A 25,719-nucleotide genomic window follows, 5' to 3' on the forward strand; every position below is an offset into this window, starting at 1 on the left:
TGGCTTAACTACGTTATTGAAACTAATTTCGCTAAATTAAGATTATTCGAAATTACTCTTCATCTTCCCCTAATTGTTCAAGGATTGAATCTAGTTTCTTAGTTGAATTTACATTTACATTGCTATCACTTTCAACTTTATCTACAAACAATCTATATCTCTTACCTAATAACTCTGCTGCTTTATTTCGGTCTTTAGCTGATATATCTTTCTTTACTATTCTAGCAGATGAACATCCTTCTCCTTCACCTTCTACAACAACAACTTCTTCTTTAAGTTCATTTCTCATAACTTTAGTTAGATACTTCATTACTTCTGTTGCATTGGCTATGCTTTCATCTTCTATTTTCTTAAGCTGTTCATCTATATAATTTTTAAGGTTAACATTAGTTAACAGCCTACTTGCTGCTGCCTTTGCTACACTATCTTTTTTCACACTAGGATAAGCCTTTTTGTAAGCTCTAGTAGCATTAAGGTCTACTAGGTATTCATTTGCAAATATCATTTGTTTATCTGTTAGATTAGCCATTAATGCCACATCCTTTCTTTACATAATAAAGGGACCAGCTAATTATCTACTGATCCTATCCTATGAATTACTTAATGCTTGTAATTCTATGAATTTTAATAAATATCTTCCCATTACACTTTCTAGCTCTTTTTTAACATCTTGCCCTTCTTTTTCTCTTTTCTCCAATTCCAAGATCTCGTCTATTATGTCCGCTATTTCTCTAAATGTATCTCTTAATTCTATTAAATTGTCTCCCATTTAATTTCCTCCTTTTATATAAAATAAAAAGAACCCTATTTCTAGAGTTCTCTATAGCATTTTTAATCTTAATTCTAATTTCTTTATGTTTTCTAAGTATTTATTTCTTTCTTCTCTCGCTTTTTCATAACTTTTATCGTTATCCGTTTTATCCTCCTGAACTACTGAAAATAAATAAAGATTAGATATTAACTCTTTTTTGAGTTGCTCTACCTTGATTTTATTCATTTGTACAGTTCTTTCATTAACCGCTTTTTTATATTCAAATATTAAATCCTCGATAGCTATCCTCTCTATTAGTTCTGAATCCATTATTTCTTCTTTAAAGATTTCTCTCTCCATATTTTCACCCCCTTTATTTAACTATTCTATATTTAATTGCTAAATCCTTCAAAAAGCACCTAACATTTCTTCTAAGTGCTTTTCTATTTATAGGGGTATAAGAATTTATGAATAACATTTAGGGATCTGCAGGAGTTGAACCCGCATCTACTTTTGTAGCTCCATTAATCCCACGTTACACCTAGCTTTTATACTAGGTGCTATATTTATAGGAGTCAATCACAATGAAAACCCTGTCCACGTTTCCACAATATAATTATAAATCTTATTTTCTACAAATTTATGCTACTTTTATGCGTTTTTTATGCTATCTAACCACATATCCCACATTGCTATTTTCTCTATTATCTTTTTCTTTTTTCTATTTATCCTCGATTGGTCTAGGTGCATTATCTGCCCTATCTTTATTTCATTTAATCCATCTTTATATTTTAATTCTAGTAATTGCTTTGACTGTCCTTTAAATTCTTTTACTCTCCATTCCATAGAGTTATAAGCTATTTCTAAATTATCTAGCTTCTCTAGTATCTTTTCTCTTGCTTTTTCCTTTTGCTCTTTTCTTTTTTCTTTTAGATCTATTATTCTAATAACTTCTCTTTCTGCATAACTCATTCCATCACTAGATGTTTGTACTCGTTCTGCAAAACTAGGACTTTTACTTTCAGGATCTAATTTGAAGTTACAATTTATTAAATCTTTATCTATAGCTTCTATCTGTTTATTTAATATATTTAACTTATCTTTTAATTCTTTTTCATAACTTTCTTTTTTATAATACATATACAGCTTTTTTTCTATATCATCTATTAATTCTTTGTCCATCTAATTCCCTCCTGGTATATACAATACCTTTTCTTCTATCTCTACTACTTTTACATTTAAGTATCCTTGTTTATATAATTCATTTGCTTGCTTCTTAGCTTGTTCTTTTCCTTGTTGTGGTAGATGTACCACTCCATCTCTATCTATTTCTTTATAAGTTAACACTATCATTTATTTCACCTCTTTCTTGAATTGCGAATCTAAATATCTTCTAAAATCTTAATTGAAGATGATATTTTTTGATATACATTATCTATTTCTTTATCTTCTGAATTATTTAAATCATCATCACATTCAATTAAATTCATTGCTATTTCTAAACTATCTATTGAGTGTCTAATATAATTTCTTATTTTTTCTTTACACTCTTCTACTGTCATCTTTCCTTTCACCTTTCTTAATTTAAATTGTTCGTGTTTTAATAAACTTTATCCTGGAATATTTGCTTTAAAATTAATTTTATCCTGGATAAATTTTTATTTAATCCGAATATTATTCTTTTATTTTTGTATAACGTATTTTCCCTACAACTCTAAAAAGACCTACAACTACAACTCCCCATTCACCTTCAAAAACGCCTTTAAACTCTATTAAGTCACTCGCTAGGTGTGGCTTTACAACTCCGTATAATGAATCATAGTCAATTTTATCTACTTCACAAGTTTTATTTACTTTATTTCTTCCAAGCTCTTTAACTTCTATTTTAAATTTTCCCATCAATTTCTCTCCATTTCCTTCGCAATATTTTCATATTTAAACTCTTTCCTATAACTAACTCATTTCCCCCCTAAAAATTCCATTATCTTGGAATCTAACCCAACCGTTGTAGCTCCCCATATAATAGCAAAACCATATTGAAAGTCTGTTAATCTCATATATATTAAATAACCTATATATGTGAATATAAAATTTATAATTACACAACTTATATACTTTTTCATATTATCACCTCAATAATGAACAACAATATCAAATTACTCTTTATCTCCTTTAGTAGCTCTATATACAAACCACCAATAAATTAATGCTGCTATTAACCATATAACCAATATTCTCATTATCCCACCTTATAAACCTCTCTTATCTCTTCCATTCTTCTATTGAATAATTCTATTTCTTTTCTTTGGTATTCCTCTAACTCTTCTAAGCTATTAAATGTTATCTCTCCTGCTATAACCTTATTTCCTTCTCTTATATAACTTCCAAATTCACCTTCTAATTCAACTTTCTTTATCTTTAATTTACTCATAGCCTTTTCTCCTTTAACTCCTTCTTTACTTTCTTCTATCATTTGTCCGATCTCGGCAATATGGTCCTCTTTTTCTAACTCTTTCTCTATTTGCCTTGCTACTTCTTTTGCTATCTTTTTTGCATCTTCATTCTTTGATTCTTTGCTATCCTCTAAAATATATTTAGCTGCTTCTTCTGTATTTTTTAATCTTTCTGATTTAACTCTTTTTATTGCATTTGTTATCATTGCTTTAGATAACATAGGAAAATCAATACTTAAAATATTAACCATTTCCTTTTGCTTAACACCTTGATCTATAAGTTCATTAACTCTTTTCACTATTAATTTTTCTTGTTCATTTATCTTTTTAGTTGCCATTTCTAACCCTCCATATATTTCTTTATTTTCTCCCATTTTCTTAGTATCTTCTTCTAAGAAATGGACCATGTTTTCTTGTATTTCTTCTATGGTGCTCCAATCTATATCTAATACATTTACTATCGCAGCACTCATACATCTATCTAATACATCTAATGTATTTTTCATATCCTTTTTACTTTGCCAGTTAGCAAATTCTTTTATATATTCAACTCTTTCTCCAGATAATGAATTTATCCATCTAAATGCCTTTTGTAATTCAGTTTCTTTAGACTTTTTCTTGCTTTTCTTAGCCATAGTACCTCCTAAAACTTTTCACATTTTTCTTTCAAAGGTCCATAAAAAACATCACCTATTCTTATAATAAAATTATTTTCATGTTCAAATAGATACTGATGTATAGAGCCACATAAGAAACTCTTATGTAACTCTGTACAATCAACTTTGAAGATTACAAGTTTAAATCTATATTGATTCATTAGAAAGGACATCCATCATCATAATCTACTTGCTGCATATCTTCCTCAAATCCCATGTTATTAGATGCTTCACCTTGACTATTGTTTCCGTTACTATTTCCTATAAACTCAAATGATTCTACAACTACATCTGTTGTATATCTCTTAGTTCCATCTTTAGCATCATAAGAGCCTGTTTGTATTCTTCCTGCTATTGCTACTTGTCTACCCTTAGTAAGATATTGTGCTATTGTTTCTCCTGTTTTACCAAAGGCTATACAGTTTATAAAATCTGTTTCATCTTTCTTGAAAGGTCTTGTTACTGCTAAACTAAATCTACATACTGCCGTACCTGTTCCTGCTGCAAAGTTTAAATCTGGATCCTTTGTTAATCTTCCGATAAGTATTACTTTATTCATTTCCTAATTCCCCCTTATATAATTTCATCCATTCATCTAATGTCATTGTCACAAGCCATTCTGACCTATCTTTTCTATGAAATACTGCTCCTAGTTCATCCTCTTTTTTATCTGCCTTAGCTTGGCTTATAGCATCGTATATATTAAGTTTTTGAACTCTCTTACATTCAATATGAATACCAGGTAATCCAACAACATCAGCATCACCATTAGCACCGCAATACTGTTGCCCTCGTCTTGTTTCATATCCATACTCTTTTAGCTTAGAAGATAATTCTCTTTCTCCTCTAGCTCCTTTTTGCTTACTATTTGTCATAATATCACCCTCTCTTTTACGTTTTTACTTATTGAATTCGGAAAATAAGAATATATCACCTTGCTTCATAAAGTTGTTTTAAAAAAATTTATTAAAAATGTCACAATTTCATTTCTCGATTTAATAAAGCTTACGTAACAATCAATTAAAAAAATTTGTATTACTTCATGTAATGTATTTTAGGAGGTGTGTATAATTTGGAATCTTTTATTTATGATGTAGCTGTACAAGTAACATCAGAATTAATTATATTTTTATTGTTAACAGTGATCCCAAATTTACTTAAAAAGTATTATCAAGATTACTTTAAAGTTTAAAATAGAAATTGATTATCATATGATAACAGGAGTATATAACTATTGTTAGATTTACTCCTATTCTCCCTATATTTAATTACTTTCCTCTATAAGTTTTACATCTTATCTTAGACATGTTCTTAAAAGTTTTAAGTCTATGCTCCGCTAAAAAGCTATCTGCATCTTTGATACCTTTTTCTCTTAACTCTTGCCTTCTTTTAATATCTCGTATAGTTCTTTCTTTCCATTCGGATGGTGTTAGCTTGTCCATAATCTATATATCCTCCCTATATCACTTCTATATCTTTTAAGAAAATATAATATAACTTATCCTTAAACTTATCTATAATCACACCCTTTATAAAAGCACTATTAGCTTTTATAGTTATCTTACTATCTGTTTCTATTAACTCTGTATCTATAAACCAGGTCCTATAACTTACCTCAGATATTTCATCATAAATTTTCTTATGTGCTTCTGTCGGGAATGAAAGAGATTGAAGTACAGGCACTTCTTCTTTTCCTTCTTTTCCTTCTTTCTCATTATTATTCATTCTTATATCATTCTTATCATTCTTGTTTATATCCACGGTCTGTTTCCTGTCTGTTTCCTTACTGTTACTTTGGTGTTTCCCATCTGTTTCCTCGCTGTTACTTTGCTGTTTCTTTTCTGTTACCAGTTCATCATCTTTAGATTGATAAATACTGTAATTTACTATGGTTATCTTAGTATATTGCTTGTTACCCCTTCCGTGGTCTAAAGTAATCATCTGATTTTTTTCAAGCCATTCTAAAATTTTCTTAATTGTTTTTGCGTTCGGTTCTTTATAAATTCGATTTTCATAATAAGATACACCTTTCGCTATAGATCTATAACTTGTTAAATGTTGACCTCTATTTATTATTTCCTTATTTCCATCAGACATTGGTATAGTGTTTACTTGATGGTTAGCCATATACTTAAGGTACTGCCACACTTTAAAATACAAGGGTGGCATTGCCCATATATCACTATCTATTTCTTTTCTATAATCTTTTATCCACCCTTGATTATCCATAACTATTCTCCTATTCTGTTACTTCTGCAAAAGGTGTATCTTCAAAGTTTTCTTTTACTGGATCTGTATATTCAACATCTTCTATTACTTCTCCAGTTTCAAAATCTATCTCAACATTATCTTCTTTTAGGATAGTATCTTTTACTGAGTTATTATCAGCACTATATGCCTTTTGCATTTCAATAGATAAAATACCCCACTTAGATAATAGATTTCTTAGAACTGTCTTTTTAGCCATACTATCAAAATCTGTTTGCCATACTCCATTTTTAAAGCTATATGTTTTAGAGAATTTCTTTGCATGAGATTCTACCTCTTCTTTACTCCAGTAAACTGTCTTTTCAAATCCATTTAATAATTTAAAATATCCTGCATATCCTATAACTTTATCTGACTTTCTTTGAGTAAAATCAATTTCTACTTCTTCGCTTAATGGATTCCAGCTTATTAATTCACCTTCTCTAATTTCAACTACATTAATAGCCTTATATTGTCCTGTTCTTAAAGCTAATTGAATATACCCCTTATATCCCATTTGGAATTGCGCCTTAGTTCCATATGGTACTACCCATGCATATCCTAAATTTTTATCTACTGGTAAATCCATTGTTGCTGCTACCATACAACTAGCTATTACACTCATAGGCTCACACTTCTTTAGGTTAGTATCTGAATTAACTAGATTAACTATTGAACTCATATACTGTGGAGCTCTTTCGCATAGAACTTCTTCAAACATCTTCTTAACTGCTGGACTATCCATTAGTCCTTTAACACTATTTGCTATTGCTGTGGCTTGTCCTATACCTTCCTTCTTTGCTAATTGATTTTTTAAACTACTTGCTGTTGCCATAATTATTTATCCTCCTTGATATTAAATTTTCTACTAAGGCTTTCTTTTACTACTTTTTCATAAACTTCTGGATATTCTGCTTTAAGCTTTTTAGTATCAACTCTATTAGAAATAACATTTTTCCAACTTAAACTATATCCAGGAGCATATGCATATTCTGCACTTCCTATCTCAAACTTAATTTGATTTTCTATTTCTTTTACTTGTGTTTCAAAAGTCTTTAGTTGCTCTTTCATTTCTAAATAATTTTTAATCTTATCTTTATATTCAAAGCCTAACTCTATTGATTTATCTTCTTCAGATTCTTTATATTTTTCCTTCAAATATTTTTCTGCTGCACTGGATCCATCTAAAGATGGTGGAGTTTTATCCTGAACCATCTTCCAAAAGTTTTTCTCAGCTTCAATAATCATTTGAATTAACTCTTCATCCCTTTGGATCTCTTTCCATACAAACTTTTGACCACCTATTAATACTGCTATATATCCAACCGCTGCTCCTGTAACAACTAAATAATGTTGCACTTGAAGTAAATAACTAGCTGGTATTTCATCATCTTGCCACTCATTAGCTAAAAACTGATTAGCTGTTTTACATTCAAGTATCGCATTTTCTCCTACTACTCTTCGGTCTATATTTGCTACCATAAAAGGATAATATTTATGTTTATAATGCTTTCTATCTCTTCTAACTTTCTTACCAGTTCTCTTTTCAAATTCCTTTGCAACTACTTCCTCAAACTGATCTCCCCAATAAGCACTCTCACTTTGCTCTCCAACCTCTGTTATAGGTTCTGTTTTCTCTAGATATACTTCAAATGGTGTTTTATACTTATTAACTCCTAGAATAGCTCCTACATCACTTCCACCAATTCCACATTGTCTTTTCTTAAGCCACTCAAGTTTATCCATTTACTTATCCTCCTTTGTATCAAAATACAACCTATTATCCATTCCATCATATCTAATATTTGATATATACCAATCTTGATTATCTGAATCATAAAGGTTGAATCCTTCTTCATTAAGTATGTTTATAATTGCTATAAGGATTCTTAATAATACTTTAAATGCATTCATCTTCTAACCTCCTTATAGTTACTCCTGTTCCTATATCATAAATTTCTCCATTGTCTATATCAGCTTCTAGTGGTATAATGTCGTTGATTGTTTTATTCTGCTCGTAACTCTTACTTTGGTCGGTGGAGTTATGAGCTTTTTTATATTGTTCTAGAACTTCTCTATATGCTTCTTTATAATCTTTCTTTTTAGGATAAATTCTTGCTACTTCTTTAGCCATTTCCAAAGCTTTATCCATCTTTCTCTTCTCCTTTCTAGTTTTATGGCATTACTGTTTATTAGTAATATCTCATCCATTGTTACACCTCACTAAAGTTCCCTTAAGTATTTCACATATATTTTTGAATTCTGCTTGGCTTGTCCTTTTATTAAAAGCAATTCTATTTACTTTAATATCATTTGTTACGTCTATCATAAATGAATAAAAATCATCTTTTTCTAAGCTATTTTTAAGCTCTGTTAAGTATTTTAGTAACATTATAACCTCCTATATAATTTCTATTAGATCTTTTCATTTTAATTATTATGTAGCTGAGCCACTCTTAGGCTATTTAGCCTATCCTCATATGTTATAACTCAGCTTTATCCAAACTTTCTAACTTGTCTATAAATACTCCTAACTCTTCATGGCTTAATTTTTTAGCAACTATATCAGCCATTAATTCTGCAAATTTATTTTCTAATTCCTGTGTATCTTCTGGTAATATCAAAGTTACTTCGTACATATCAAATCCCCCTTAAAAATTTCTATAATATCTTATGCTAAATTTTTATTTCTGTTCATTAGCTTAATTAATGAATTTAAAAAGTTTACTACTTAATCCCACATTCCAATTTGTTGTGGTCTATCTAATTTAATAATTCTTATACTTTCATCAATAATTGGTAAAATTCTTTTATAACTATCTATGTCTAAATCTTCCCATTTACTAATGCCTAATAATAAAAATACTCTTGCTTTAACTTGTTCATATTCATCATCTGCTCTTAGTATTCCTAATCTTTTCTTGATGTAGCTTGATATATCAGATTTAGACTTACTTTTAATTTTGTAATACTCTTTTATTTCTGATAACTTGTCCTCAAATATGTCATTTACTAATGTTGTTAACTGACCCTTGAATTCATTTATTTGATTTTGTTGGCTTTGATATGAGCCTGTCTTTCTTATTTGTGGTAAGACTTCTGATGTAACCCATCTTTTAAACTTTTTTGCTTTTGGCATATTACTTCTAAGTATTAAACTATATAAACCACTTTCATTTATAACTACTAAATTTTGTTTTCCTCCAAGGGTGTCACATTTCGTTACCCCCTTATCTTCTTCATCAACATGGTCCTTTAACGCTTTTCTAGAATTTGAATATCCCAACCTATCTGTTATATCTTTTCCTACTAACCAACTATCTCCATTGATCTCTAGTCCTCTTATTTCTCCAAACTCTTCATTTTCAAAAATTTGTAACTGATTATTCATTTTTACTTACCTCCTCTAACTTATAAGTTCTGTTATTTCCACATTAAGAACATCAGCTATTTTTAACAACTCATTTGCTTTTAAAGCTCTTTGTCCATTCTCAATTTTGCATATTTGAGATTGATTTAAAATTTTAGTTTTTTTCGCTAATTTTTCTTGAGATATATTACTTAGTTCTCTTATCTCCTTAATTCTTAAACCGACTTCCATCACATTCACCTCAATTCCATTTCCGAATTAATTACATTATAGAATTAATTTATCAAAATAACTTCCTATTTCTTAATTTTTCTCTTAAATACTTGACTTAATTCTATTTTTGAATTATTCTAAAATAGAATTAACTTTGAATAGAAAGGTGATTTTTATGGAACCCCATGAAAGATTAAAATCAATTCGAGTAGATAAAGGTATAACAACATATGAGTTAGCTGATTTAACAGGTATTCCTCAATCTACAATTAGTAAAATGGAAAATGGAAAAAGAAAGATTGAAACGGATTCTCTTCAATTATTAGCTAAGGCTTTAAACGTGCCTATAAGCACTTTTTTTGATGATGATAATAGTGAATTAAATACTGCTACCAAAAGCGAAAGTGAAGAAAAGTTTCATAGCGATATTGTAAGAATTGAAAGAGCTAGAAGAAAAATGCCTAAAGATGAACAAGAAAATATGATGAAAGTGTTAGAAGCTGCTTTTGGAAAATACTTTAACGATTAGATATAAATTCATACATAAATTGGTTAATGATTTATATCTATCTTTAGGCTTAAATAGTTACCCTATTAATTTAGAAACTATAATAAATTCTTTCACTAATATAAAAATCATTTCATATAACCAATTTATGAATGACTTCAATCTTACTAAGGATCAAGTATTCTCTTATTTTACTTCTGATGATGGTTGTTGTGATTATAAACCTAGTTTAGATGCATATATTATTTATTATAATGATATTACTATCGCTAATCCTAAAAGAATACTATGGACTATAGTACATGAACTAGGTCATATTTTTTGCAAACATAATAAAATTAATTCTGTAACCGAATTAGATGATGATTTGTATGATTTTATGGAACGTGAAGCTAATTATTTCACAAGCATATTCCTCGCTCATCCTGCTATTTTAAGAGAATTAAACATACATAATCCATATGAGATTGAAGTTTTTTGCAACTTATCAACACAAGCTGCTAAATACAGATATGCTAGTTATAAAAGATTTACTACTTTTAGCTTTTTAACTGGCTCTGATAAATTTATTATTGAAAATTTTAAAGATTTTATAGAATGTAAAAATGAAGATTATCAAGAACACTTAAATTTTATGAGTGCATTTCAAGGTAATTTTTTTTAATACTAAACAGAACATATGTTTATTAAAGGAGGTTTATTATGGGCTTTTTAGATTTTTTTAAAAGAAAAAAGAAAAATAATTTTAATACAAATGATAACTTCTCATCTTCTACACTAGTAACTAATGAACTACATAAGGAAATCAAACACTATACTTATGATGACTATAAGAAATTGCAATCTATTTCTGTATTTTTAAATTGGGCACAAAAGGGATATTCTGTAGGAGAATCTGATAAATATCCTAGTTATATGAAATATGAATTGAATATAACAAACCCTTCGCAATTTCATACAGAAATGATTAATAAGGGGTATTTGGAGAAACCTAATTTAGATTCATTATTTATTCATTTTAAAGTTCCAGAATTAAAGCAAATTTTAAGTGAGCACAATTTACCTAAAACCGGAAATAAAACTTCTCTGATTGAGCGTATTTTAAATAATATTTCTGATACTTCTTTAAAAGAAATACAAAATCATTTTACTGGCTATGTTTTATCTGAAAAAGGAAAGAATTTTATTAATAAAAATTATGATTTTATTAAAATGCATAAAAACTCTAAATGGATGATCTCTTTAGATGAATATATTGATAAAAAGAATGAACTAAAATTCAATGCAAGTTTCTATGATATAGCTTGGGGTATATTTAATGATAGAAATATTCAATATGTATCTGAACAAAATTGGGGACTTGTAAGAAATAATATATTAGATATGTCTGAAATTTTAAGTCAAGAGAATAAACATAAGCAATCTTTATCTTTTCTTTTATCTGTACTCTATTATGATTTAAGCGGATTAGGAAATGGTAATATCCTTGATGAATTTAAATATATAGATTTAGCCCCAGGAATAATTGATAGAATTTTAAAATCAAAAGACTTTTACTCTAATGATTTAATAAATAACTGTCCTTTCTTAAATCAACTACCTTTTTCTTATTTTTCTATAGATACATTTAAAATTTTAGTAGCTGATTTAATAGAAAATGGGGATATAAATCTAAATAATTATAAAAAATATATTCAAAAACCAAATAAAAATATAGTTGAAATTTTATAGTTAAATATATGTATAGGAGGTTATTAATTTGAAAATTGCTATTTATTCAAGAAAATCAAAATTCACTGGTAAAGGTGATTCTATAGAAAATCAAATTGAAATGTGTAAAGAATACATATTAAATACTATTAGTAAGGATGTAGAATTTACAGTTTATGAAGATGAAGGGTTCTCTGGTGGTAATCTTGATAGACCTAACTTCAAAAAGTTAATGTATGATATTAAAAATAAAAGATTCAATATTTTAGTATGCTATAGATTAGATAGAATTAGTAGAAATGTTGCTGACTTCTCTAGCACATTAGAAATACTACAATCTAATAATTGCTCCTTCATAAGTATAAAAGAACAATTCGATACTTCTAGTCCAATGGGGAGAGCTATGATTTATATTGCTAGTGTTTTTGCTCAACTAGAAAGAGAAACTATAGCTGAAAGAGTTAAGGATAATATGCTTGAAATTGCTAAGAATGGTAAATGGACAGGTGGTAAAATTCCTTTAGGCTTCACATCTGAAAAGATAGAGTATGTTGATGAAAAAGGGCTTACTCGTACTACTCCACAATTAGTTATAAATGAAAAAGAAATGGAGTTTGTAAAACTTTTATATAATAAATACTTAGAATTAGGAAGTCTTCATAAATTAGAAGTTTATATTTATGAAAATAATCTTAGATCTAGAAATAATGTTTTACATGAAAAATCTTCTTTGAAAACAATCTTACAAAATCCAATCTATGTTAAGGCTAATAATGATGTTATAGAATATCTTGCTAATTCTAATTGGACTGTATATGGTGAATCTGATAATATTCATTCACTATTAACTTATAACAAAACTGAACAAACAAAAAAAGATGGTAAATATACTAAAGCAAAAAAAGACATATCTGAACGCTTAGCTGCGGTAAGTTCTATTAAAGGATATATCGAACCAGATCTATGGCTTTCAGTTCAAAAACAATTTGATAAAAACAAAAATACTTTTCCAAGACTAGGTAAAACTCATAATGCTTTGCTAGTAGGTAAAATACGTTGTGGCAAGTGTAAGGAATATATGCTAATTAGTCATGGTAGAATATCTAAAACTACAGGTGAAAAGTTATTTTATTACACATGCTCATTAAAGAAAAAATCCCGTAAAACGTTATGCGATAATGGTAATGCAAAAGCTGCTGATTTAGAAAAGTTAGTTTTACTTTCCTTAAAGCAACTTAGTTTAAATAAAAAAGACTTCTTATCAAAAGTAAGAGATAAATATAAGACAGATGAAGGATATAAAAATATAAATTTAGAAAAATTATCTTTAAATAAATCACTTAAAGAAAAGAAATTACAAATAGATAACTTAGTTACAAAATTATCTTTATGCAATGATATTGAGGACATTTTACTTAATAAAATAAAAGCGTTAAAAGATGAATGTACTAATATAGAAAAAGCTCTTACTAATTTGGAAACTAAAACTTTAACTTTGAAAAATAATCTATTGAATCTAGAACTTATAGAATCATTATTAGATAAATGTGCAACTATAGATAAGCTGGATAGATCTGAACAAAAACTAATTATAGACAATCTAATTGATACTATTTATTGGTATAGTGGTGGACCTGGTAAAGGTAAAATAAAAATTAAGTTTGTTGGCACAGAAGATAATCAAAAAGAGATTAATTTTACAATTGAAGAGATGCAACAACTAATGTTGCATTTCTGTTCTAATAGCATGTCCAGTATCTAATAGTATTATATTTTCTGCAAATTCCTTTAATGCATATTGCTGACATACTTTTGAACTTAATTTATCATAATTTATATCTTCTTTTGGAACCTCTAAAATTACGCATCCCTTTTCATCTAGTTCTTTTACTATTTCTTTAGATAAACTTTCCTTAGCTAATTTACATGAACCTGAAAATGCTCCTAAATTATCTTCATCCCTTTCTCCCTGAATATCTGAGACCCCACATCTTTCGCTTATACTTAATCTTGGTCCAAAAGCTGGACATCTCAATATACACATAGAACAGCCATTACCATATCTTAAACAATTTCCCATTGGCCCAGTAGTTCCTGTTGTTTCAATAAATACATCAGCTTCTTCATAACTTCCATCGCTTAAGAAAATTCCCTTAACCCGCTTTTCTTCTAGTTTAACATCTATAACTCTACTTTCTATATAAATATTAATACCCATGTCTTCTAAATACTTACTTACCTTACCTTCAATTAAATTAACATCATAAAGTGTTGCATGTTTATGACCTGGAAATTCAATATCTTTATGCCTAGCTGTATTATCAGTTATATCTATTAAATCACCAGCACCAAGAGCTATTAGTTCCTCAGAAGCTGTCCACCTGCCGTTATTTCTCATTATTCCTCCAACGTTTCCAAGACCTAATAACAAATCAGTTTTTTCATATAAATGAACCTCTGCTCCAGCTTTCCTTGCTGTAATTGCAGCAGCACATCCTGACCATCCTCCACCAACTATAATAACCTTTATCATATAAACCTTCTCCCTTCGAATACATTTCTTGGATCTGTTTGTACTTTACAAAACCTCTTTACTCTATGTCCTGAAAATCTTACAGTACAACTACCACATATTCCTTCCCCACAGCACATCTTTATATTGTTACAACATGAAAGTTTTATATCTTTTTTATCTAAACTATTTAAATAATCAATTAATTTTACAGTCAGTATGTCTGCACCAGCAACATGTATATGCTTTATATTCTTTTCATTTATCAAATTTTTTATAATTATCCTTGATTCATCACTTAATTCACCTTTATCTATTAATATCTCATTAGTTATTTTTACATCATATTCATCTAGATACTCTTTAACATAATTATCTTTATATGGGGTATTATCTAAAATTAAATTTATATTATTTTTATTTATTGATAATTTTCTAATAACAGGTATCATAGGCGCCATTCCAATACCTCTTGCTAAAACTAGCACATTTTCATTTATTTGACTATTTAAATTATTGAGACCAAATACTCCATTCCAATAAGGTCCTCTTATAGTTATATTATCTCCATCTTTAATTTCTAATAAATTTTTAGTCTTTATTCCTCTTATTTCAATCATTATAGAAATTATATTAGTTTCTATATTAGATTCTAGAATAGATATGGGCACATCAAAATATATATTATTTTCATCTGGTCTAATAAAAATAAAACTACCTGGCTTTACTAAATCTATTGCCAATTTATGAGGAACCTCAAATTTTATCAGTAGAATATCTTTTTCATACAGCTTAGTTTCTTTAACTAAACAATTATATGTTTTTCTTCCTTCCTTTGCTTTAGAACCATTATTAATAAACTCATGATATATACAGACTCCTTTCCAATTTAAACAATCGCAAAAGCATCCTCCTTGTAATTGTGAGCAAATTATACATTCACCAACTTCCGCTAATTTACATGGACAATACTCTGTTCCTGAATCAATACATTCAACAATTTCCCTCATTTTTCATGTCCCCTAGATATTCATTATACAATATTAGATTATTTTTTATCTTTTGTTTTGTTACAATATTTCCAAAATAAAAAATACTTCTAAATAATTTTTCTTATTCCGTCGCATTCGATCCAAGTCATCACAAAATTAATATAAGCACTTTAAAGCTAAATGAAGGAAATTATAAAATGTTATTTAAAGGATAACATTTTTATAATTTCCTAAAAAGTAAAAAGTAGAGGATTTAATCTGAACCCAAAATATTTCTCTTTTTGGGTTCAGATTAGTAATACCTCTACTTTTCCCCTAATATTATTTTTTCTAATTCTTCTTTACTTAAACTTATATTACTTATTAATGGAAATTTACATTTTTCATAAATCTTATTATTAATTGATATTTTTCCAAGTATATCTCCCTCTTCTATATCTAGACTTGGATTAAATACCTCCACTTCTACTACATCACTTTCTTTATAACCATATGTGATATCTTCTTCATCTATTATATCACCTAATCCAGCTACCTTTTCTTCCTTTAATATATCCTTATTACTTTTATTAATAAAATCATTAGATTTAATTATATAATTATATATTTTTTCTGTTACATTCCACCTATCAACACAATTTAAAACAACTATTATTATATTTCTACCATTATGATTTATAGAAGAAACTAAACATTTACCTGCCCTACCAGTATATCCTGTTTTAACTCCATTTGCTCCAGGAATCTTATATAATATTTTATTAATATTTTGATAATCTCTTGTAAAATTGTACTTATCTTTATAAATAACTTTTTCACCAACAAATTCTCTAAATTCTTCATATTCCATTCCTTTAGAAGTTAATATAGCTAAATCATAGGCAGAAGAATAATGCTTTGGGCTATCCAATCCATGTGGAGATTCAAAATGCGAATTTATTATTCCAAGACTCTTAGCGTAATCATTCATTATATTTGCAAATCCTTCTATGGATCCACCTATATCCTCTGCAATAGCTATTGCAGCATCATTACCAGACCTAAACATAAGTCCAAATAATAATTCCCTCATAGATATTTCTTCACCTGCAGCATACCCTACTGTTGAACCCCTAATAGATGAAGCATTTTTACTGATGGTTACTTTTCTTTCTAAATTTCCATAATTTATTGCTATTAGAGATGTTAAAATTTTTGTAGTACTAGCCATAGGTACTATTTCATATCCATTTTGACTCCATAACACCTGCCTACTTTCTGCATCTATTGCAATAGCATTTTTAGCATCTACCTTTAAATATACATCAATATTGACTTCCTCAGATGATATATCTATAGAATTTTCTTCAATAATTTCCATAGATTCATAATCGTTATCAATATTTTCATCTGTATATGCCTTAACTGAATAAATATTCCATGTAAATGTCAATAATGTTAATAAACTAGTTGCTATAACTTTTTTTATAATATTCATATTATCACCCTCTATACTAACCATCTAAATGTAGTTTGTTCTAAAAGATAAATTTTAAACATTATTTCTACATAATTTTTAATTATCTACTAGTTTTTATTAGAAGAAAGGATTTTGAAAATGGTATTACTTCTTATATTATTAATATTTTTATTAATTATAATTTTCCCTATTCCTCTTAAAATTAAAATAGAATATTCTAATTATGATTTTACTATCAAAATATTTAGATTTGTAATCTTTTCTTCAAAAAATGGAATAAAAAATAAATATTTAAAAAGATTTTTAAATAAGATTCCACCTAAAATAAAAAAAAATAAAGAAAGTAAAAGCCATAAAAATAATAAAAACAAAAAAAGAATTTCTTTTAAAAAATTATATCACAATATAAATTCTAATAAATTTAAACCCTTAATTAAAGTAAAAGGCTTTTTAACTTATGGACTTGATGATGCCGCTTATTGTGCATTATTATATGGATTATTAAGCAATTTACCAAATATAGTTTACTTTTCATTAGATAAAATTTTTAAAGTTAAGGGATTAATGTTTGATATTACTCCAAAATTTAATACTGTAACTTTATCATTTGGAATAACTAGTATATTTTATTTTAATATTGCCAATATTATATATATATTCTATTTAATATTTAAATCTATGGAAATCAAGGAGGTGACTCCCCATAAAGGGAGAAATATATGACGAATCAACATCCTGTAGAAAATTTAATGAAAAGTACTATGGAAAACCTAAAAGACATGATTGATGTTAATACTGTAATAGGTGATGCATTAGAAACTAAAGACGGTAGCTATATTATTCCAATTTCTAAAGTAACCTTTGGATTTGTATCTGGTGGAAGTGAATTTGGAAATTCATATACTGCTCCTAATGAAATAGTAGCTAATCATCCTTTTGGCGGTGGCTCTGGTGCAGGAATAACTGTCAAACCAGTAGCTTTTTTAGTATTACGAAAAGATATAGTAAGACTTTTACCCGTTGAGCAAAATAATACTTATGATAGAATAGTAGATTCCGTTCCCCAAATTATAGATATTATTAAGGGCTTCTTTAAGGAAGAAAAGGATGAAAAAAGTAAATTTAAAGAAGAATCAACTTCTGATAACTTCGACAACGCTGACTCTTCTTCAAATAATTTATATTAATTTATATAAGATATATTTTAGATATTCTAAAATATATCTTATATTTCCTTTATAATTTTACTCATATTTTCTATTAATTCTTCCTCTTCATCTTTATAAAGATCTAAAGATGGTAATTCATTTAATTCTCTTAATCCAAATTGTCTTAAAAACTCCTCGGTAGTTCCATATAAAATCGGTCTACCTGGCACCTCTAGCCTGCCAACTTCTTTTATTAAATCTTTTTCTAGCAACCTTTGCATTGCACTTTCTGATTTTACTCCTCTTATTTCATCTATATCCACTCTTGTTATAGGCTGTTTATATGCTATAATAGCTAGACTTTCTAATGAAGCTTGAGATAAAGATTGTCTTTTATTTTTCTTTAATAATTTTTGAATATAATTACTATTTTCTGCTTTAGTTACCAATTGAAACTCACCATTAATAGATATTAACTTTATTCCCCTTTTTTCTTCATCATATTCTTTTAACATTTCGTCTACTATACCTTTTATTATCTTAGTTGAAATTTCTAAGGCATTGCTTATATCCTTTATCGTTAATGGGTCTCCACTCACAAATAGTAATGATTCTATAGCAGATTTTATTTTAGGTTTTGTTGATATTTGTTCAAATTCATATTGTGTTACTTCTAACTTACTCATTATTATTTCTCCTTTCCAGTAGAATATCATTAAAGTTATCATCTTGGTAAACCTTAATGATTCTAAGCTTAATAAGCTCTAATAATGCTAAAAATGAAACTATAGCCTCTAATTTACATTCACTTTCTATTATTATATCTTTAAATCTAATTATTTTTTTATCATCAATATATAATAGTAAATCATTCATTTTATCTTCAACTTTATATTTATCTACAAATATTTTTCTTTGGATTACATTTTCTTTATTTTGCTTATTAATATAATTATCAATCAAATTATTGTATATATTATACAAATCTAATAGTGTTAAATTTTTGAAAATATCTTCTTCTTTTTTCTCAACATTGATTTCTTCAATAATTTCAGGTTTTTTAATATAAATATCTCCTGAATTAACATATTTATCTTTCAAAAATAAAGCCGCACCTTTTATTTTTTTATATTCTATAAGCTTTTCCATTAGATTTTTCTCAATATCTTCTTCATTTTCCTCTTCATTTTTCACTACTGGTAAAAGTTTTTTAGATTTTATTTCAATTAACGTAGCTGCAACTACAATGAACTCAGAAGTAATTTCTAAATCCATAATTTTCATATCATCTAAATATTTTAAATATTGATTAGTAATTTTATATATTTCAACATTATATATATCCATTTCATTTTTCTTAATTAAGTGTAACAATAGGTCAAATGGTCCTTCAAAATTTGCTACTTTAACTTTTGGCATTTCCATATATATCATCCGCCTTTAATTATACATTTTCCTTAGAATATAATAATATCAATTTTGATTGTAAAGGACAACCTTTTTTCACATAAGAAAAAGGGATTACATAGAATCCCTTTTCTTAAACACCTTTTCTAAACATATTTTTCATATTAAACTTAAAGTTTTCAAATATTCCACCTAGTTTTAAATCTCTATCTGAATATAATTCTACTTCTCCTATTTTATCTTCTCCAATATAGACTTCACATTTACCTACTATATCCCCTACCTTATATTCCTTTTTAAGTTCCTCAATTACTATCTTCTTTTCAAGTTCTCTATTATCTCCCTTTGGAATAATTGCTATTAAATCATCTTTAGCCTTTGCTATAAAGAACTTATCAGTATTTTTACTTAAATAAATACTTTCTACATCTTCATCTTTAACTAATATCTTTTTACCTTCATATTTTGAGAAACCAAAATTCATTAACATTCCAGCATCTCTATTTCTAATTTTATATGTAGGAGCACCCATAATTACTGAAAGCATTCTAACTCCATTTCTTGTTGCAGTAGCTGAAATACAATATTTTGCTTCTTCTGTATACCCAGTTTTTAATCCATCACAACCTTCAAAAAATCTAACAAGTTTATTATGATTTACTAATTCAATAGGTGATAACCTTCCTTCAGATATAGTTTCCATATAAGTCCCTGTATACTTTAATATAGTTGGATGTTTTAATAATTCAAGTGACATAATTGAAATATCTCTCGCTGTAGATAAGTGTCCTTCTTTTGGTAGTCCATTACAATTTTTAAATGTTGTATTAGCCATGCCTAGTTCTTGAGCTCTTTTATTCATCATTTCTACAAAAGCCTCTTCTGTTCCTCCTAAGTATTCAGCTAATGCAACTGCCGCATCATTTCCTGATGCAATTGCAACTCCTTTTAATAATTCTTCAACAGTTCTAACTTCTCCTGTATCTAGAAGCATAGTGCTTCCACCCATTTTTTTTGCATTTTCACTACATGTTACTTTGTCATTTAATGATATCTTACCACTATCTACAGCTTCCATTGTAAGTAGCATAGTCATAATTTTAGTAACTGATGCAGGAGCAAATTTTTCATCTGCGTTTTTTTCAAACAGAATTTTTCCTGAAGTTGGCTCAATTAATAATGCAGATCTTGCCTCTACATCAATTCCCTCCTCATTAAATGTCTGTATGTTCCATTCTTCGTATGTTTCAACTTCCTCATTATATGTCTCAACATCAGCTTTTACTGGTATAATGTTTAGAAATAATAAGCTTAAAGTAAGTGCTATAACTTTATTAATTATTTTTTTATTCATTATGTCTCCTCCTTTCAAGCTTATTATTACCAATAAAAATAAAAATATGATAAAAAGAAATAATTTCTTCTTATCATATTTTCTATATTTATTGAACTACATCATATATTAATGGAAGCTTTTCATTTAACTCTTTTGATATTATTATATTATCAATAATACTATTTTTTGCTTTTTCTATATTGCTTTTATCATTACTATGGATATAGGCTAGTATATCCCCCTCATTTACTTTATCTTCTCTTTTCTTATTTAATACTATTCCTACAGCTAAATCTATATCACTTTCTTTTGTTTCCCTTCCAGCTCCTAGCTCCATAGCTATAAGTCCAAAGGCTTCTGCATTAATTTTAGTAACCACACCACTCTTAGTAGCTCTAACTTCTTCTATATATTTTGCTTTAGGAAGATTATCAGTATTATCAACAAGTGATTCATCTCCACCTTGTGCCTTAACAAATTCTTTAAGTTTTTCAATCCCTTTACCATTTCTAATATTTTCCAACATTAAAGTTTTTCCTTCTTCAAAAGTTTTTACTTTATTACTACAAATAAGCATATAACTTCCTAATGTTAATGTTAATTCCAATAAGTCTTCTGGTCCATTTCCTTTTAAAAGTTCTATTGCTTCTTTAACCTCTAATGCATTTCCGATTGCATAACCTAAAGGTTGATCCATATCCGAAATTACACCAATAGTTTTTCTTCCAACTGATGTTCCTATATCAACCATTTCTCTAGCTAAAGCTTTTGCATCTTCAGGAGTTTTCATAAATGCTCCATCTCCAACTTTTACGTCTAACACTATAGCATCAGCACCGGAAGCAATTTTTTTACTCATAATACTTGATGCAATTAAAGACATATTGTCTACTGTAGCAGTAACATCCCTTAAAGCATATAATTTTTTATCTGCAGGTGCAATATTTCCTGTTTGCCCTGTAATTGCTATTCCAATAGTATTAGAATTATTTATAAACTTATCTTCAGTAAGTTCTACTGAAAATCCTTTAAAAGATTCTAATTTGTCAATTGTTCCTCCTGTATGCCCTAGCCCTCTTCCTGACATCTTTGATACAGGAACTCCTAATGAAGCAACTAAAGGAGTTAAACAAATACTTGTTTTGTCACCAACTCCACCAGTAGAGTGTTTATCAACTTTTACACCCTTTATTGATGATAAATCTATAACATCACCTGAGTTTACCATAGACATAGTTAAATCTGCTGTTTCTCTTTTATTCATTTTATTAAAAAATATAGCCATAAGCAAGGCTGATACCTGATAATCTGGTATCTCTCCCCTTGTAAAACCTTGCACAAAAAAATCAATTTCTTCTTTAGATAATTCTAGACCTTTTCTTTTTTTCACTATTATGTCATATATTCTCATTAGAAAATGACCTCCTATTTGTTAAGTATATTGCTTAAAAAGCTTTTTCCATCAATACTATTATCAATGTTAAAATAATCTAAAATAGTCTTGCTTATATCAGTAAAGCTTTCTCTTGTTCCTATATTAACAGGATTAATTTTATTTCCATATACTAATAGAGGTATATATTCTCTTGAATGATCAGTACTTTCTGTAGTTGGATCACAACCGTGATCTGCAGTAAGTATTAATATATCATCTTCTGTCATCTTATCATATATTTCTTTTAATCTATTATCTAGATCTTCAATTGCTTTACCATATCCTTTAGGGTCATTTCTGTGTCCGTATAACATATCAAAATCTACTAAATTAGTAAATATAAGACCTTCTTTTACCTCATCCATATAATTTAAAGTAGCGTCTACACCATCCATATTATCTTTAGTATGAACTGCTCTTGTAACACCTTTTTTATTATATATATCTTCTATCTTACCTACTGCTGCTACTTCTTTTCCATTTTCCTTTAAATACTCAAGCATTGTTTTTGAAAATGGATCTAAAGCATAGTCTCTTCTATTAGATGTTCTTTTATAGTTGCCATTTTCACCTATAAATGGTCTAGCAATTACTCTTCCAACTACGTTTTCTCCAACAAGCATCTCTCTTGCTATTCTACACATTTCATATAGTTCTTCTAAAGGGATTACATCTTCATGTGCAGCTATTTGAAAAACACTATCTGCTGAAGTATATATTATTGGATAACCTGTTTTTACGTGTTCATCACCAAGTCTTTCTATTATTTCAGTCCCAGATGCAACACAATTACCTAAAACGCCTTTTTTATTTACTCTTTTTATAAATTCTTCAATTATTTCTTTAGAAAAACCATTAGGATAAGTATTTAAAGGAGTATTAAGTATAACTCCTCCAATTTCCCAGTGCCCTGTTACTGTATCCTTTCCCTTTGATCTTTCTGCAAGCTTTCCATAAGCGCCAATACTATCACTAACTTTATTTAAATATTTAACCCCTTCTATATTACCAAATCCTAAATTTTCAAGATTATCAATTTTTAATCCCCCACAGGCTTTATAAGTATTGTCTAAGGTATGACTACCAACATCTCCATAAAGGTTTGCATCTGGTAGTTCACCTACTCCTAAGCTGTCCATAACTATTAAAATTACTCTTTTCATTTTATCTTCTCCTTTCAAACTATAAAGCCTAGAATTATCTATTCTGTAGTTTTATTATGCTCTAGGATGGGAATTTTTATATACTATATTTATTTTATCATTATTTATTATCTCATAATATGTGTCCATATAAGTCAGCACTTGATTTCCTAAAAGTTTTTGTACCGCTCTTACATTAGCTCCATTTTGTAATAAGTGTACTGCAAAGGAATGTCTAAAGGTATTTAAATTAACTTCTTTCTTTATTCCTGCCCTATGAGAATACTCTTTTACTATTCTCCATACACCTTGTCTTGTTAACTGATTTCCGTTTAAATTAACAAATAAATTATCTACTCCAGCGGATGCAACCCTATCTCTAATCTTAAAGTATTCTTTTAATGCTTCAACTGCACTTCTTCCTATTGGTATTAGTCTTTCAAAATTTTTATTATCTAAACATTTTACAAAACTCAACTCCAAATTAACATCATAAACTTTTAAGTTAATTATTTCTGAAACTTTCATACCTGTTGCATACATAAGCTCCAATAAAGCATTATCTCTAATTCCCTTATTAGAATCTTTATCTACAATTTTAATTATTCTGTCTACTTCGTCAATAGTTAATATTTCAGGCAGTTTTCTTGTAGTGGTAGTATTCTTATAATAAATCTTAGGAACTTCTCTAACTACTTCTTGATCTTTTAAGTAATTATAAAAACTTCTTAAGCTTATTACTATCCTATTTATTGATCTTTCAGATTTACCTTGACTTAATAAGTGTTGTATATAACCTAAAACTGACACATTATCTGTTTTATCAATACTTATATCCTTACTTTTTAAATACTTAACATATAAGTTTACATCAGTTACATATGCATAAACAGTATTTTCACTTTTATGGCTTTTCAATAAAGCCTCCTTATAATTATTAACAATTTCTTTCATAATACTCCCCTATCCTATTTTATTAATATTCGACAAAAAATTTATAATTCCTTCTTTGTTTTCATTGGATTAGGTTATTTTATAAACTTTAGTTAACACTAACCTTATTAATCCTGGACTTAAATAGCACTCTATAAAAACTCCTATTATAAATAGAATAAAGAAGAAAGATAACTTTATAATCAATCCATTAGACATTATTTTATTAAATCTAGTTCCACCAAAAAACTTTTCTTTTATTTTCATAGATGATGATTCTAATGAAATTATACTAATTCCAACGAAAAAAGGTACATAAAGTAAATTTTGTGGTACTGTAGAAGTTAGAGCAATCCAAATTCCTTTTCCTTCAAAAGTAGTTAATAAAAAACTAAAGGTATATCCTAAAGTAAAACCTTTTATTAAATCAATAATTAAAATTAACGGTGCTCCAAAAACAGTAAATCCTAGTGCTATTATAAGTAAAATAGTTAAAAAATTATTTTTAATTATGCTAAAGAGCAATTCATTTGTTTTTATTTCTTGATTATTAATACTTTTTATAAATGCTGTAAAATAGTCTGATAAATCTTTGGCATCTATTCCATCCATATATTTTATGGTATATGCACCCAGTAATATACCAACAAAAAAGAATGTTAGTACCAATAAATAGAACATTTTATTTTCTTTAAAATTAGCATTCATCTTTTCCATTAAATTCATAATATTCCCCCTAGAAAGTTGCTATAAAACATAATATGATACTAACCTTTGTATTATTCATAATTGAATATATGTAAATGAAAAAACTATGGAAAAGTTAATTTAATAATTAACTTTTCCATAGTTTTTAAATAATTTTTATAAATAAGAAAAAATGCTTATTGTCTTTCCATCAATAATTTCACCTTTTTTTATCATTTCTTTAACATTATTAATATTCATGATTTTAACATTTGTGAACTCATCTTCATCTTCATGCTTATTCCCTAAAGTTAAGTCAGTTGCTTTATATAAATATATTATTTCATCACAAAATCCTGGTGCTGTTGCAATAGATCCTAAATATTCTAAATTTCTAGCTATATATCCTGTTTCTTCTTGAAGTTCTCTTTTTGCACACTCTTTTATATCTTCATTTTTATTAATCTTTCCTGCAGGTATTTCTAATATTTTCTTATTTAAAGCTAATCTAAACTGTTCTATTAAAATAATATTTTCAGAGTCTAAGAAAGCAATAATAGCTGCAGCTCCTGGATGTTTAACTATGTCCCTAGAATAATTTTTTCCATTTGGAAGTTCTATATCAACATTCATGATATTCAAAAAACTTCCTTTATAAATTAACTTTTCTTTTAATATTTTTTCATCCAAATTCATTTTTTCTCCTTCATATTTACAAAAAACACTTTTAACTAAAGAAGTCATCTCTAATTAAAAGTGT

At 27.8% G+C, this 25,719-nt stretch carries 38 protein-coding genes and 1 pseudogene; 6 read left to right on the plus strand and 33 right to left on the minus strand.

What is annotated here, in order from left to right; genetic code table 11:
* Positions 1-52 precede the first annotated feature (52 nt).
* From ACQPVP_RS08845 to ACQPVP_RS08950, 22 genes are all read right to left on the minus strand, one after another.
* Complete coding sequence (locus tag ACQPVP_RS08845; protein ID WP_430849170.1) at positions 53-529, minus strand: terminase small subunit; 477 nt, start codon at positions 527-529, stop codon at positions 53-55.
* Between the two features lie 60 nt (positions 530-589).
* Positions 590-769, minus strand: coding sequence for a hypothetical protein (locus tag ACQPVP_RS08850; protein ID WP_430849172.1), 180 nt, complete (start codon positions 767-769; stop codon positions 590-592).
* Between the two features lie 51 nt (positions 770-820).
* On the minus strand, positions 821-1,111 hold the full coding sequence (locus tag ACQPVP_RS08855; protein ID WP_430849174.1) for a hypothetical protein: 291 nt from the start codon (positions 1,109-1,111) through the stop codon (positions 821-823).
* Between the two features lie 291 nt (positions 1,112-1,402).
* On the minus strand, positions 1,403-1,933 hold the full coding sequence (locus ACQPVP_RS08860) for a hypothetical protein (RefSeq protein ID WP_430849176.1): 531 nt from the start codon (positions 1,931-1,933) through the stop codon (positions 1,403-1,405).
* Entirely contained in the window at positions 1,934-2,104 is a 171-nt protein-coding gene (locus ACQPVP_RS08865) for a hypothetical protein (protein WP_430849178.1), read from the minus strand.
* Positions 2,105-2,133: 29 nt separating this feature from the next.
* Complete coding sequence (locus ACQPVP_RS08870; protein WP_430849179.1) at positions 2,134-2,313, minus strand: hypothetical protein; 180 nt, start codon at positions 2,311-2,313, stop codon at positions 2,134-2,136.
* 112 nt (positions 2,314-2,425) lie between these two features.
* Entirely contained in the window at positions 2,426-2,650 is a 225-nt protein-coding gene (locus ACQPVP_RS08875) for a hypothetical protein (RefSeq protein ID WP_430849181.1), read from the minus strand.
* A 59-nt stretch (positions 2,651-2,709) separates the two neighbouring features.
* Positions 2,710-2,874 carry a hypothetical protein gene (locus ACQPVP_RS08880; protein ID WP_430849183.1) on the minus strand — a complete coding sequence of 55 codons (165 nt, stop codon included), beginning with the start codon at positions 2,872-2,874 and terminating at the stop codon, positions 2,710-2,712.
* 116 nt (positions 2,875-2,990) lie between these two features.
* Complete coding sequence (locus ACQPVP_RS08885; RefSeq protein ID WP_430849185.1) at positions 2,991-3,839, minus strand: hypothetical protein; 849 nt, start codon at positions 3,837-3,839, stop codon at positions 2,991-2,993.
* Between the two features lie 8 nt (positions 3,840-3,847).
* Positions 3,848-4,021, minus strand: a complete 174-nt coding sequence (locus ACQPVP_RS08890; RefSeq protein WP_430849187.1) for a hypothetical protein — start codon at positions 4,019-4,021, stop codon at positions 3,848-3,850.
* Positions 4,021-4,419 carry a single-stranded DNA-binding protein gene (locus tag ACQPVP_RS08895; RefSeq protein WP_430849189.1) on the minus strand — a complete coding sequence of 133 codons (399 nt, stop codon included), beginning with the start codon at positions 4,417-4,419 and terminating at the stop codon, positions 4,021-4,023. Before ACQPVP_RS08895 ends, ACQPVP_RS08890 begins: the two co-directional genes overlap by 1 nt.
* A complete protein-coding gene (locus ACQPVP_RS08900; protein WP_430849191.1) occupies positions 4,412-4,735 on the minus strand; it encodes a hypothetical protein in 324 nt (107 codons plus the stop codon). Before ACQPVP_RS08900 ends, ACQPVP_RS08895 begins: the two co-directional genes overlap by 8 nt.
* 393 nt (positions 4,736-5,128) lie before the next feature.
* A complete protein-coding gene (locus ACQPVP_RS08905; RefSeq protein WP_430849193.1) occupies positions 5,129-5,302 on the minus strand; it encodes a hypothetical protein in 174 nt (57 codons plus the stop codon).
* A 16-nt stretch (positions 5,303-5,318) separates the two neighbouring features.
* The gene (locus tag ACQPVP_RS08910; RefSeq protein WP_430849195.1) at positions 5,319-6,089 is read right to left on the minus strand and encodes a hypothetical protein; all 771 of its coding nucleotides are present in this window, start codon (positions 6,087-6,089) and stop codon (positions 5,319-5,321) included.
* A 10-nt stretch (positions 6,090-6,099) separates the two neighbouring features.
* Complete coding sequence (locus tag ACQPVP_RS08915) at positions 6,100-6,942, minus strand: recombinase RecT (protein WP_430849197.1); 843 nt, start codon at positions 6,940-6,942, stop codon at positions 6,100-6,102.
* Positions 6,943-6,944: 2 nt separating this feature from the next.
* The gene (locus tag ACQPVP_RS08920) at positions 6,945-7,853 is read right to left on the minus strand and encodes a YqaJ viral recombinase family protein (RefSeq protein WP_430849199.1); all 909 of its coding nucleotides are present in this window, start codon (positions 7,851-7,853) and stop codon (positions 6,945-6,947) included.
* The gene (locus ACQPVP_RS08925) at positions 7,854-8,021 is read right to left on the minus strand and encodes a hypothetical protein (protein ID WP_430849201.1); all 168 of its coding nucleotides are present in this window, start codon (positions 8,019-8,021) and stop codon (positions 7,854-7,856) included. It abuts the gene before it with no gap.
* Entirely contained in the window at positions 8,008-8,259 is a 252-nt protein-coding gene (locus ACQPVP_RS08930; RefSeq protein WP_430849203.1) for a hypothetical protein, read from the minus strand. Before ACQPVP_RS08930 ends, ACQPVP_RS08925 begins: the two co-directional genes overlap by 14 nt.
* Before the next feature lie 51 nt (positions 8,260-8,310).
* Positions 8,311-8,499 (minus strand): hypothetical protein, encoded by a 189-nt coding sequence (locus ACQPVP_RS08935; RefSeq protein WP_430849205.1) that lies wholly within the window; start codon positions 8,497-8,499, stop codon positions 8,311-8,313.
* A 91-nt stretch (positions 8,500-8,590) separates the two neighbouring features.
* On the minus strand, positions 8,591-8,746 hold the full coding sequence (locus ACQPVP_RS08940) for a hypothetical protein (protein ID WP_430849207.1): 156 nt from the start codon (positions 8,744-8,746) through the stop codon (positions 8,591-8,593).
* 92 nt (positions 8,747-8,838) lie between these two features.
* Complete coding sequence (locus ACQPVP_RS08945) at positions 8,839-9,498, minus strand: BRO-N domain-containing protein (RefSeq protein WP_430849208.1); 660 nt, start codon at positions 9,496-9,498, stop codon at positions 8,839-8,841.
* Between the two features lie 15 nt (positions 9,499-9,513).
* Positions 9,514-9,708: a helix-turn-helix domain-containing protein gene (locus ACQPVP_RS08950; RefSeq protein WP_430849209.1), complete on the minus strand. Its 195-nt coding sequence runs from the start codon at positions 9,706-9,708 to the stop codon at positions 9,514-9,516.
* Positions 9,709-9,865: 157 nt separating this feature from the next.
* Between ACQPVP_RS08950 and ACQPVP_RS08955 the strand changes: the two genes are divergently transcribed.
* Genes ACQPVP_RS08955 through ACQPVP_RS08970 form a run of 4 tightly spaced genes read left to right on the plus strand, consistent with a single transcriptional unit; the run spans position 9,866 to position 13,670 of the window.
* Positions 9,866-10,219, plus strand: a complete 354-nt coding sequence (locus tag ACQPVP_RS08955; RefSeq protein WP_430849211.1) for a helix-turn-helix domain-containing protein — start codon at positions 9,866-9,868, stop codon at positions 10,217-10,219.
* Positions 10,197-10,862, plus strand: a complete 666-nt coding sequence (locus ACQPVP_RS08960; protein WP_430849213.1) for an ImmA/IrrE family metallo-endopeptidase — start codon at positions 10,197-10,199, stop codon at positions 10,860-10,862. Before ACQPVP_RS08955 ends, ACQPVP_RS08960 begins: the two co-directional genes overlap by 23 nt.
* Positions 10,863-10,900: 38 nt before the next feature.
* Entirely contained in the window at positions 10,901-11,929 is a 1,029-nt protein-coding gene (locus ACQPVP_RS08965; protein ID WP_430849215.1) for an SAP domain-containing protein, read from the plus strand.
* A 28-nt stretch (positions 11,930-11,957) separates the two neighbouring features.
* Positions 11,958-13,670: a recombinase family protein gene (locus ACQPVP_RS08970; protein WP_430849217.1), complete on the plus strand. Its 1,713-nt coding sequence runs from the start codon at positions 11,958-11,960 to the stop codon at positions 13,668-13,670.
* On the opposite strand, the pseudogene ACQPVP_RS08975 reads toward ACQPVP_RS08970, so the two are convergent.
* From ACQPVP_RS08975 to ACQPVP_RS08985, 3 genes and pseudogenes are all read right to left on the minus strand, one after another.
* A pseudogene (locus ACQPVP_RS08975) lies at positions 13,653-14,438 on the minus strand (FAD-dependent oxidoreductase); the annotation flags it as partial. The gene ACQPVP_RS08970 and the pseudogene ACQPVP_RS08975 sit on opposite strands and share 18 nt — an antisense overlap.
* Positions 14,438-15,430, minus strand: coding sequence for a sulfide/dihydroorotate dehydrogenase-like FAD/NAD-binding protein (locus ACQPVP_RS08980; protein WP_430849219.1), 993 nt, complete (start codon positions 15,428-15,430; stop codon positions 14,438-14,440). The gene ACQPVP_RS08980 and the pseudogene ACQPVP_RS08975, both read right to left, overlap by 1 nt.
* Before the next feature lie 286 nt (positions 15,431-15,716).
* Positions 15,717-16,889, minus strand: a complete 1,173-nt coding sequence (locus ACQPVP_RS08985; protein ID WP_430849221.1) for a D-alanyl-D-alanine carboxypeptidase family protein — start codon at positions 16,887-16,889, stop codon at positions 15,717-15,719.
* A 120-nt stretch (positions 16,890-17,009) separates the two neighbouring features.
* Between ACQPVP_RS08985 and ACQPVP_RS08990 the strand changes: the two genes are divergently transcribed.
* Entirely contained in the window at positions 17,010-17,594 is a 585-nt protein-coding gene (locus ACQPVP_RS08990; protein WP_430849471.1) for a DUF2953 domain-containing protein, read from the plus strand.
* A complete protein-coding gene (ytfJ, locus tag ACQPVP_RS08995; protein ID WP_430849223.1) occupies positions 17,591-18,058 on the plus strand; it encodes a GerW family sporulation protein in 468 nt (155 codons plus the stop codon). The genes ACQPVP_RS08990 and ytfJ overlap by 4 nt, the downstream gene beginning before the upstream one ends.
* 38 nt (positions 18,059-18,096) lie before the next feature.
* Here ytfJ and scpB read toward each other — a convergent pair whose 3' ends face one another.
* The 8 genes from scpB to ACQPVP_RS09035 all read right to left on the minus strand — a co-directional run bounded on the left by scpB (position 18,097) and on the right by ACQPVP_RS09035 (position 25,655).
* Complete coding sequence (scpB, locus tag ACQPVP_RS09000) at positions 18,097-18,705, minus strand: SMC-Scp complex subunit ScpB (RefSeq protein WP_430849225.1); 609 nt, start codon at positions 18,703-18,705, stop codon at positions 18,097-18,099.
* Positions 18,698-19,444 (minus strand): segregation/condensation protein A, encoded by a 747-nt coding sequence (locus ACQPVP_RS09005; RefSeq protein WP_430849227.1) that lies wholly within the window; start codon positions 19,442-19,444, stop codon positions 18,698-18,700. Before ACQPVP_RS09005 ends, scpB begins: the two co-directional genes overlap by 8 nt.
* Positions 19,445-19,559: 115 nt before the next feature.
* Positions 19,560-20,780 (minus strand): D-alanyl-D-alanine carboxypeptidase family protein, encoded by a 1,221-nt coding sequence (locus ACQPVP_RS09010; protein ID WP_430849229.1) that lies wholly within the window; start codon positions 20,778-20,780, stop codon positions 19,560-19,562.
* An 88-nt stretch (positions 20,781-20,868) separates the two neighbouring features.
* A complete protein-coding gene (locus ACQPVP_RS09015; protein WP_430849231.1) occupies positions 20,869-22,173 on the minus strand; it encodes a pyrimidine-nucleoside phosphorylase in 1,305 nt (434 codons plus the stop codon).
* Between the two features lie 14 nt (positions 22,174-22,187).
* A complete protein-coding gene (locus ACQPVP_RS09020; RefSeq protein ID WP_430849233.1) occupies positions 22,188-23,360 on the minus strand; it encodes a phosphopentomutase in 1,173 nt (390 codons plus the stop codon).
* Positions 23,361-23,414: 54 nt separating this feature from the next.
* Entirely contained in the window at positions 23,415-24,293 is an 879-nt protein-coding gene (locus tag ACQPVP_RS09025; RefSeq protein ID WP_430849235.1) for a tyrosine-type recombinase/integrase, read from the minus strand.
* Positions 24,294-24,362: 69 nt separating this feature from the next.
* Positions 24,363-24,998 (minus strand): stage II sporulation protein M, encoded by a 636-nt coding sequence (spoIIM, locus tag ACQPVP_RS09030; protein ID WP_430849236.1) that lies wholly within the window; start codon positions 24,996-24,998, stop codon positions 24,363-24,365.
* 138 nt (positions 24,999-25,136) lie between these two features.
* Positions 25,137-25,655: an NUDIX domain-containing protein gene (locus ACQPVP_RS09035; RefSeq protein ID WP_430849238.1), complete on the minus strand. Its 519-nt coding sequence runs from the start codon at positions 25,653-25,655 to the stop codon at positions 25,137-25,139.
* Positions 25,656-25,719: the final 64 nt, after the last annotated feature.

This window comes from Clostridium nigeriense, from assembly GCF_050585265.1.
Lineage (GTDB): Bacteria > Bacillota > Clostridia > Clostridiales > Clostridiaceae > Clostridium > Clostridium nigeriense_B.

Coding starts and splice junctions, on each gene's coding strand:
- ACQPVP_RS09005 (WP_430849227.1), bottom strand. CDS start 19,444: ATGGAAATGCCAAAAGTTAAAGTAGCAAATTTTGAAGGACCATTTGAC.
- ACQPVP_RS08855 (WP_430849174.1), bottom strand. CDS start 1,111: ATGGAGAGAGAAATCTTTAAAGAAGAAATAATGGATTCAGAACTAATA.
- ACQPVP_RS08850 (WP_430849172.1), bottom strand. CDS start 769: ATGGGAGACAATTTAATAGAATTAAGAGATACATTTAGAGAAATAGCG.
- ACQPVP_RS08940 (WP_430849207.1), bottom strand. CDS start 8,746: ATGTACGAAGTAACTTTGATATTACCAGAAGATACACAGGAATTAGAA.
- ACQPVP_RS08945 (WP_430849208.1), bottom strand. CDS start 9,498: ATGAATAATCAGTTACAAATTTTTGAAAATGAAGAGTTTGGAGAAATA.
- ACQPVP_RS08865 (WP_430849178.1), bottom strand. CDS start 2,104: ATGATAGTGTTAACTTATAAAGAAATAGATAGAGATGGAGTGGTACAT.
- ACQPVP_RS08880 (WP_430849183.1), bottom strand. CDS start 2,874: ATGAAAAAGTATATAAGTTGTGTAATTATAAATTTTATATTCACATAT.
- ACQPVP_RS08860 (WP_430849176.1), bottom strand. CDS start 1,933: ATGGACAAAGAATTAATAGATGATATAGAAAAAAAGCTGTATATGTAT.
- ACQPVP_RS08950 (WP_430849209.1), bottom strand. CDS start 9,708: ATGGAAGTCGGTTTAAGAATTAAGGAGATAAGAGAACTAAGTAATATA.
- ACQPVP_RS08965 (WP_430849215.1), top strand. CDS start 10,901: ATGGGCTTTTTAGATTTTTTTAAAAGAAAAAAGAAAAATAATTTTAAT.
- ACQPVP_RS08925 (WP_430849201.1), bottom strand. CDS start 8,021: ATGAATGCATTTAAAGTATTATTAAGAATCCTTATAGCAATTATAAAC.
- scpB (WP_430849225.1), bottom strand. CDS start 18,705: ATGAGTAAGTTAGAAGTAACACAATATGAATTTGAACAAATATCAACA.
- ACQPVP_RS08895 (WP_430849189.1), bottom strand. CDS start 4,419: ATGAATAAAGTAATACTTATCGGAAGATTAACAAAGGATCCAGATTTA.
- ACQPVP_RS08930 (WP_430849203.1), bottom strand. CDS start 8,259: ATGGATAAAGCTTTGGAAATGGCTAAAGAAGTAGCAAGAATTTATCCT.
- ACQPVP_RS08915 (WP_430849197.1), bottom strand. CDS start 6,942: ATGGCAACAGCAAGTAGTTTAAAAAATCAATTAGCAAAGAAGGAAGGT.
- ytfJ (WP_430849223.1), top strand. CDS start 17,591: ATGACGAATCAACATCCTGTAGAAAATTTAATGAAAAGTACTATGGAA.
- ACQPVP_RS08990 (WP_430849471.1), top strand. CDS start 17,010: ATGGTATTACTTCTTATATTATTAATATTTTTATTAATTATAATTTTC.
- ACQPVP_RS08875 (WP_430849181.1), bottom strand. CDS start 2,650: ATGGGAAAATTTAAAATAGAAGTTAAAGAGCTTGGAAGAAATAAAGTA.
- spoIIM (WP_430849236.1), bottom strand. CDS start 24,998: ATGAATTTAATGGAAAAGATGAATGCTAATTTTAAAGAAAATAAAATG.
- ACQPVP_RS09035 (WP_430849238.1), bottom strand. CDS start 25,655: ATGAATTTGGATGAAAAAATATTAAAAGAAAAGTTAATTTATAAAGGA.
- ACQPVP_RS08885 (WP_430849185.1), bottom strand. CDS start 3,839: ATGGCTAAGAAAAGCAAGAAAAAGTCTAAAGAAACTGAATTACAAAAG.
- ACQPVP_RS08980 (WP_430849219.1), bottom strand. CDS start 15,430: ATGAGGGAAATTGTTGAATGTATTGATTCAGGAACAGAGTATTGTCCA.
- ACQPVP_RS08920 (WP_430849199.1), bottom strand. CDS start 7,853: ATGGATAAACTTGAGTGGCTTAAGAAAAGACAATGTGGAATTGGTGGA.
- ACQPVP_RS09010 (WP_430849229.1), bottom strand. CDS start 20,780: ATGAATAAAAAAATAATTAATAAAGTTATAGCACTTACTTTAAGCTTA.
- ACQPVP_RS09025 (WP_430849235.1), bottom strand. CDS start 24,293: ATGAAAGAAATTGTTAATAATTATAAGGAGGCTTTATTGAAAAGCCAT.
- ACQPVP_RS09020 (WP_430849233.1), bottom strand. CDS start 23,360: ATGAAAAGAGTAATTTTAATAGTTATGGACAGCTTAGGAGTAGGTGAA.
- ACQPVP_RS08870 (WP_430849179.1), bottom strand. CDS start 2,313: ATGACAGTAGAAGAGTGTAAAGAAAAAATAAGAAATTATATTAGACAC.
- ACQPVP_RS09015 (WP_430849231.1), bottom strand. CDS start 22,173: ATGAGAATATATGACATAATAGTGAAAAAAAGAAAAGGTCTAGAATTA.
- ACQPVP_RS08910 (WP_430849195.1), bottom strand. CDS start 6,089: ATGGATAATCAAGGGTGGATAAAAGATTATAGAAAAGAAATAGATAGT.
- ACQPVP_RS08845 (WP_430849170.1), bottom strand. CDS start 529: ATGGCTAATCTAACAGATAAACAAATGATATTTGCAAATGAATACCTA.
- ACQPVP_RS08935 (WP_430849205.1), bottom strand. CDS start 8,499: ATGTTACTAAAATACTTAACAGAGCTTAAAAATAGCTTAGAAAAAGAT.
- ACQPVP_RS08985 (WP_430849221.1), bottom strand. CDS start 16,889: ATGAATATTATAAAAAAAGTTATAGCAACTAGTTTATTAACATTATTG.
- ACQPVP_RS08890 (WP_430849187.1), bottom strand. CDS start 4,021: ATGAATCAATATAGATTTAAACTTGTAATCTTCAAAGTTGATTGTACA.
- ACQPVP_RS08900 (WP_430849191.1), bottom strand. CDS start 4,735: ATGACAAATAGTAAGCAAAAAGGAGCTAGAGGAGAAAGAGAATTATCT.
- ACQPVP_RS08955 (WP_430849211.1), top strand. CDS start 9,866: ATGGAACCCCATGAAAGATTAAAATCAATTCGAGTAGATAAAGGTATA.
- ACQPVP_RS08905 (WP_430849193.1), bottom strand. CDS start 5,302: ATGGACAAGCTAACACCATCCGAATGGAAAGAAAGAACTATACGAGAT.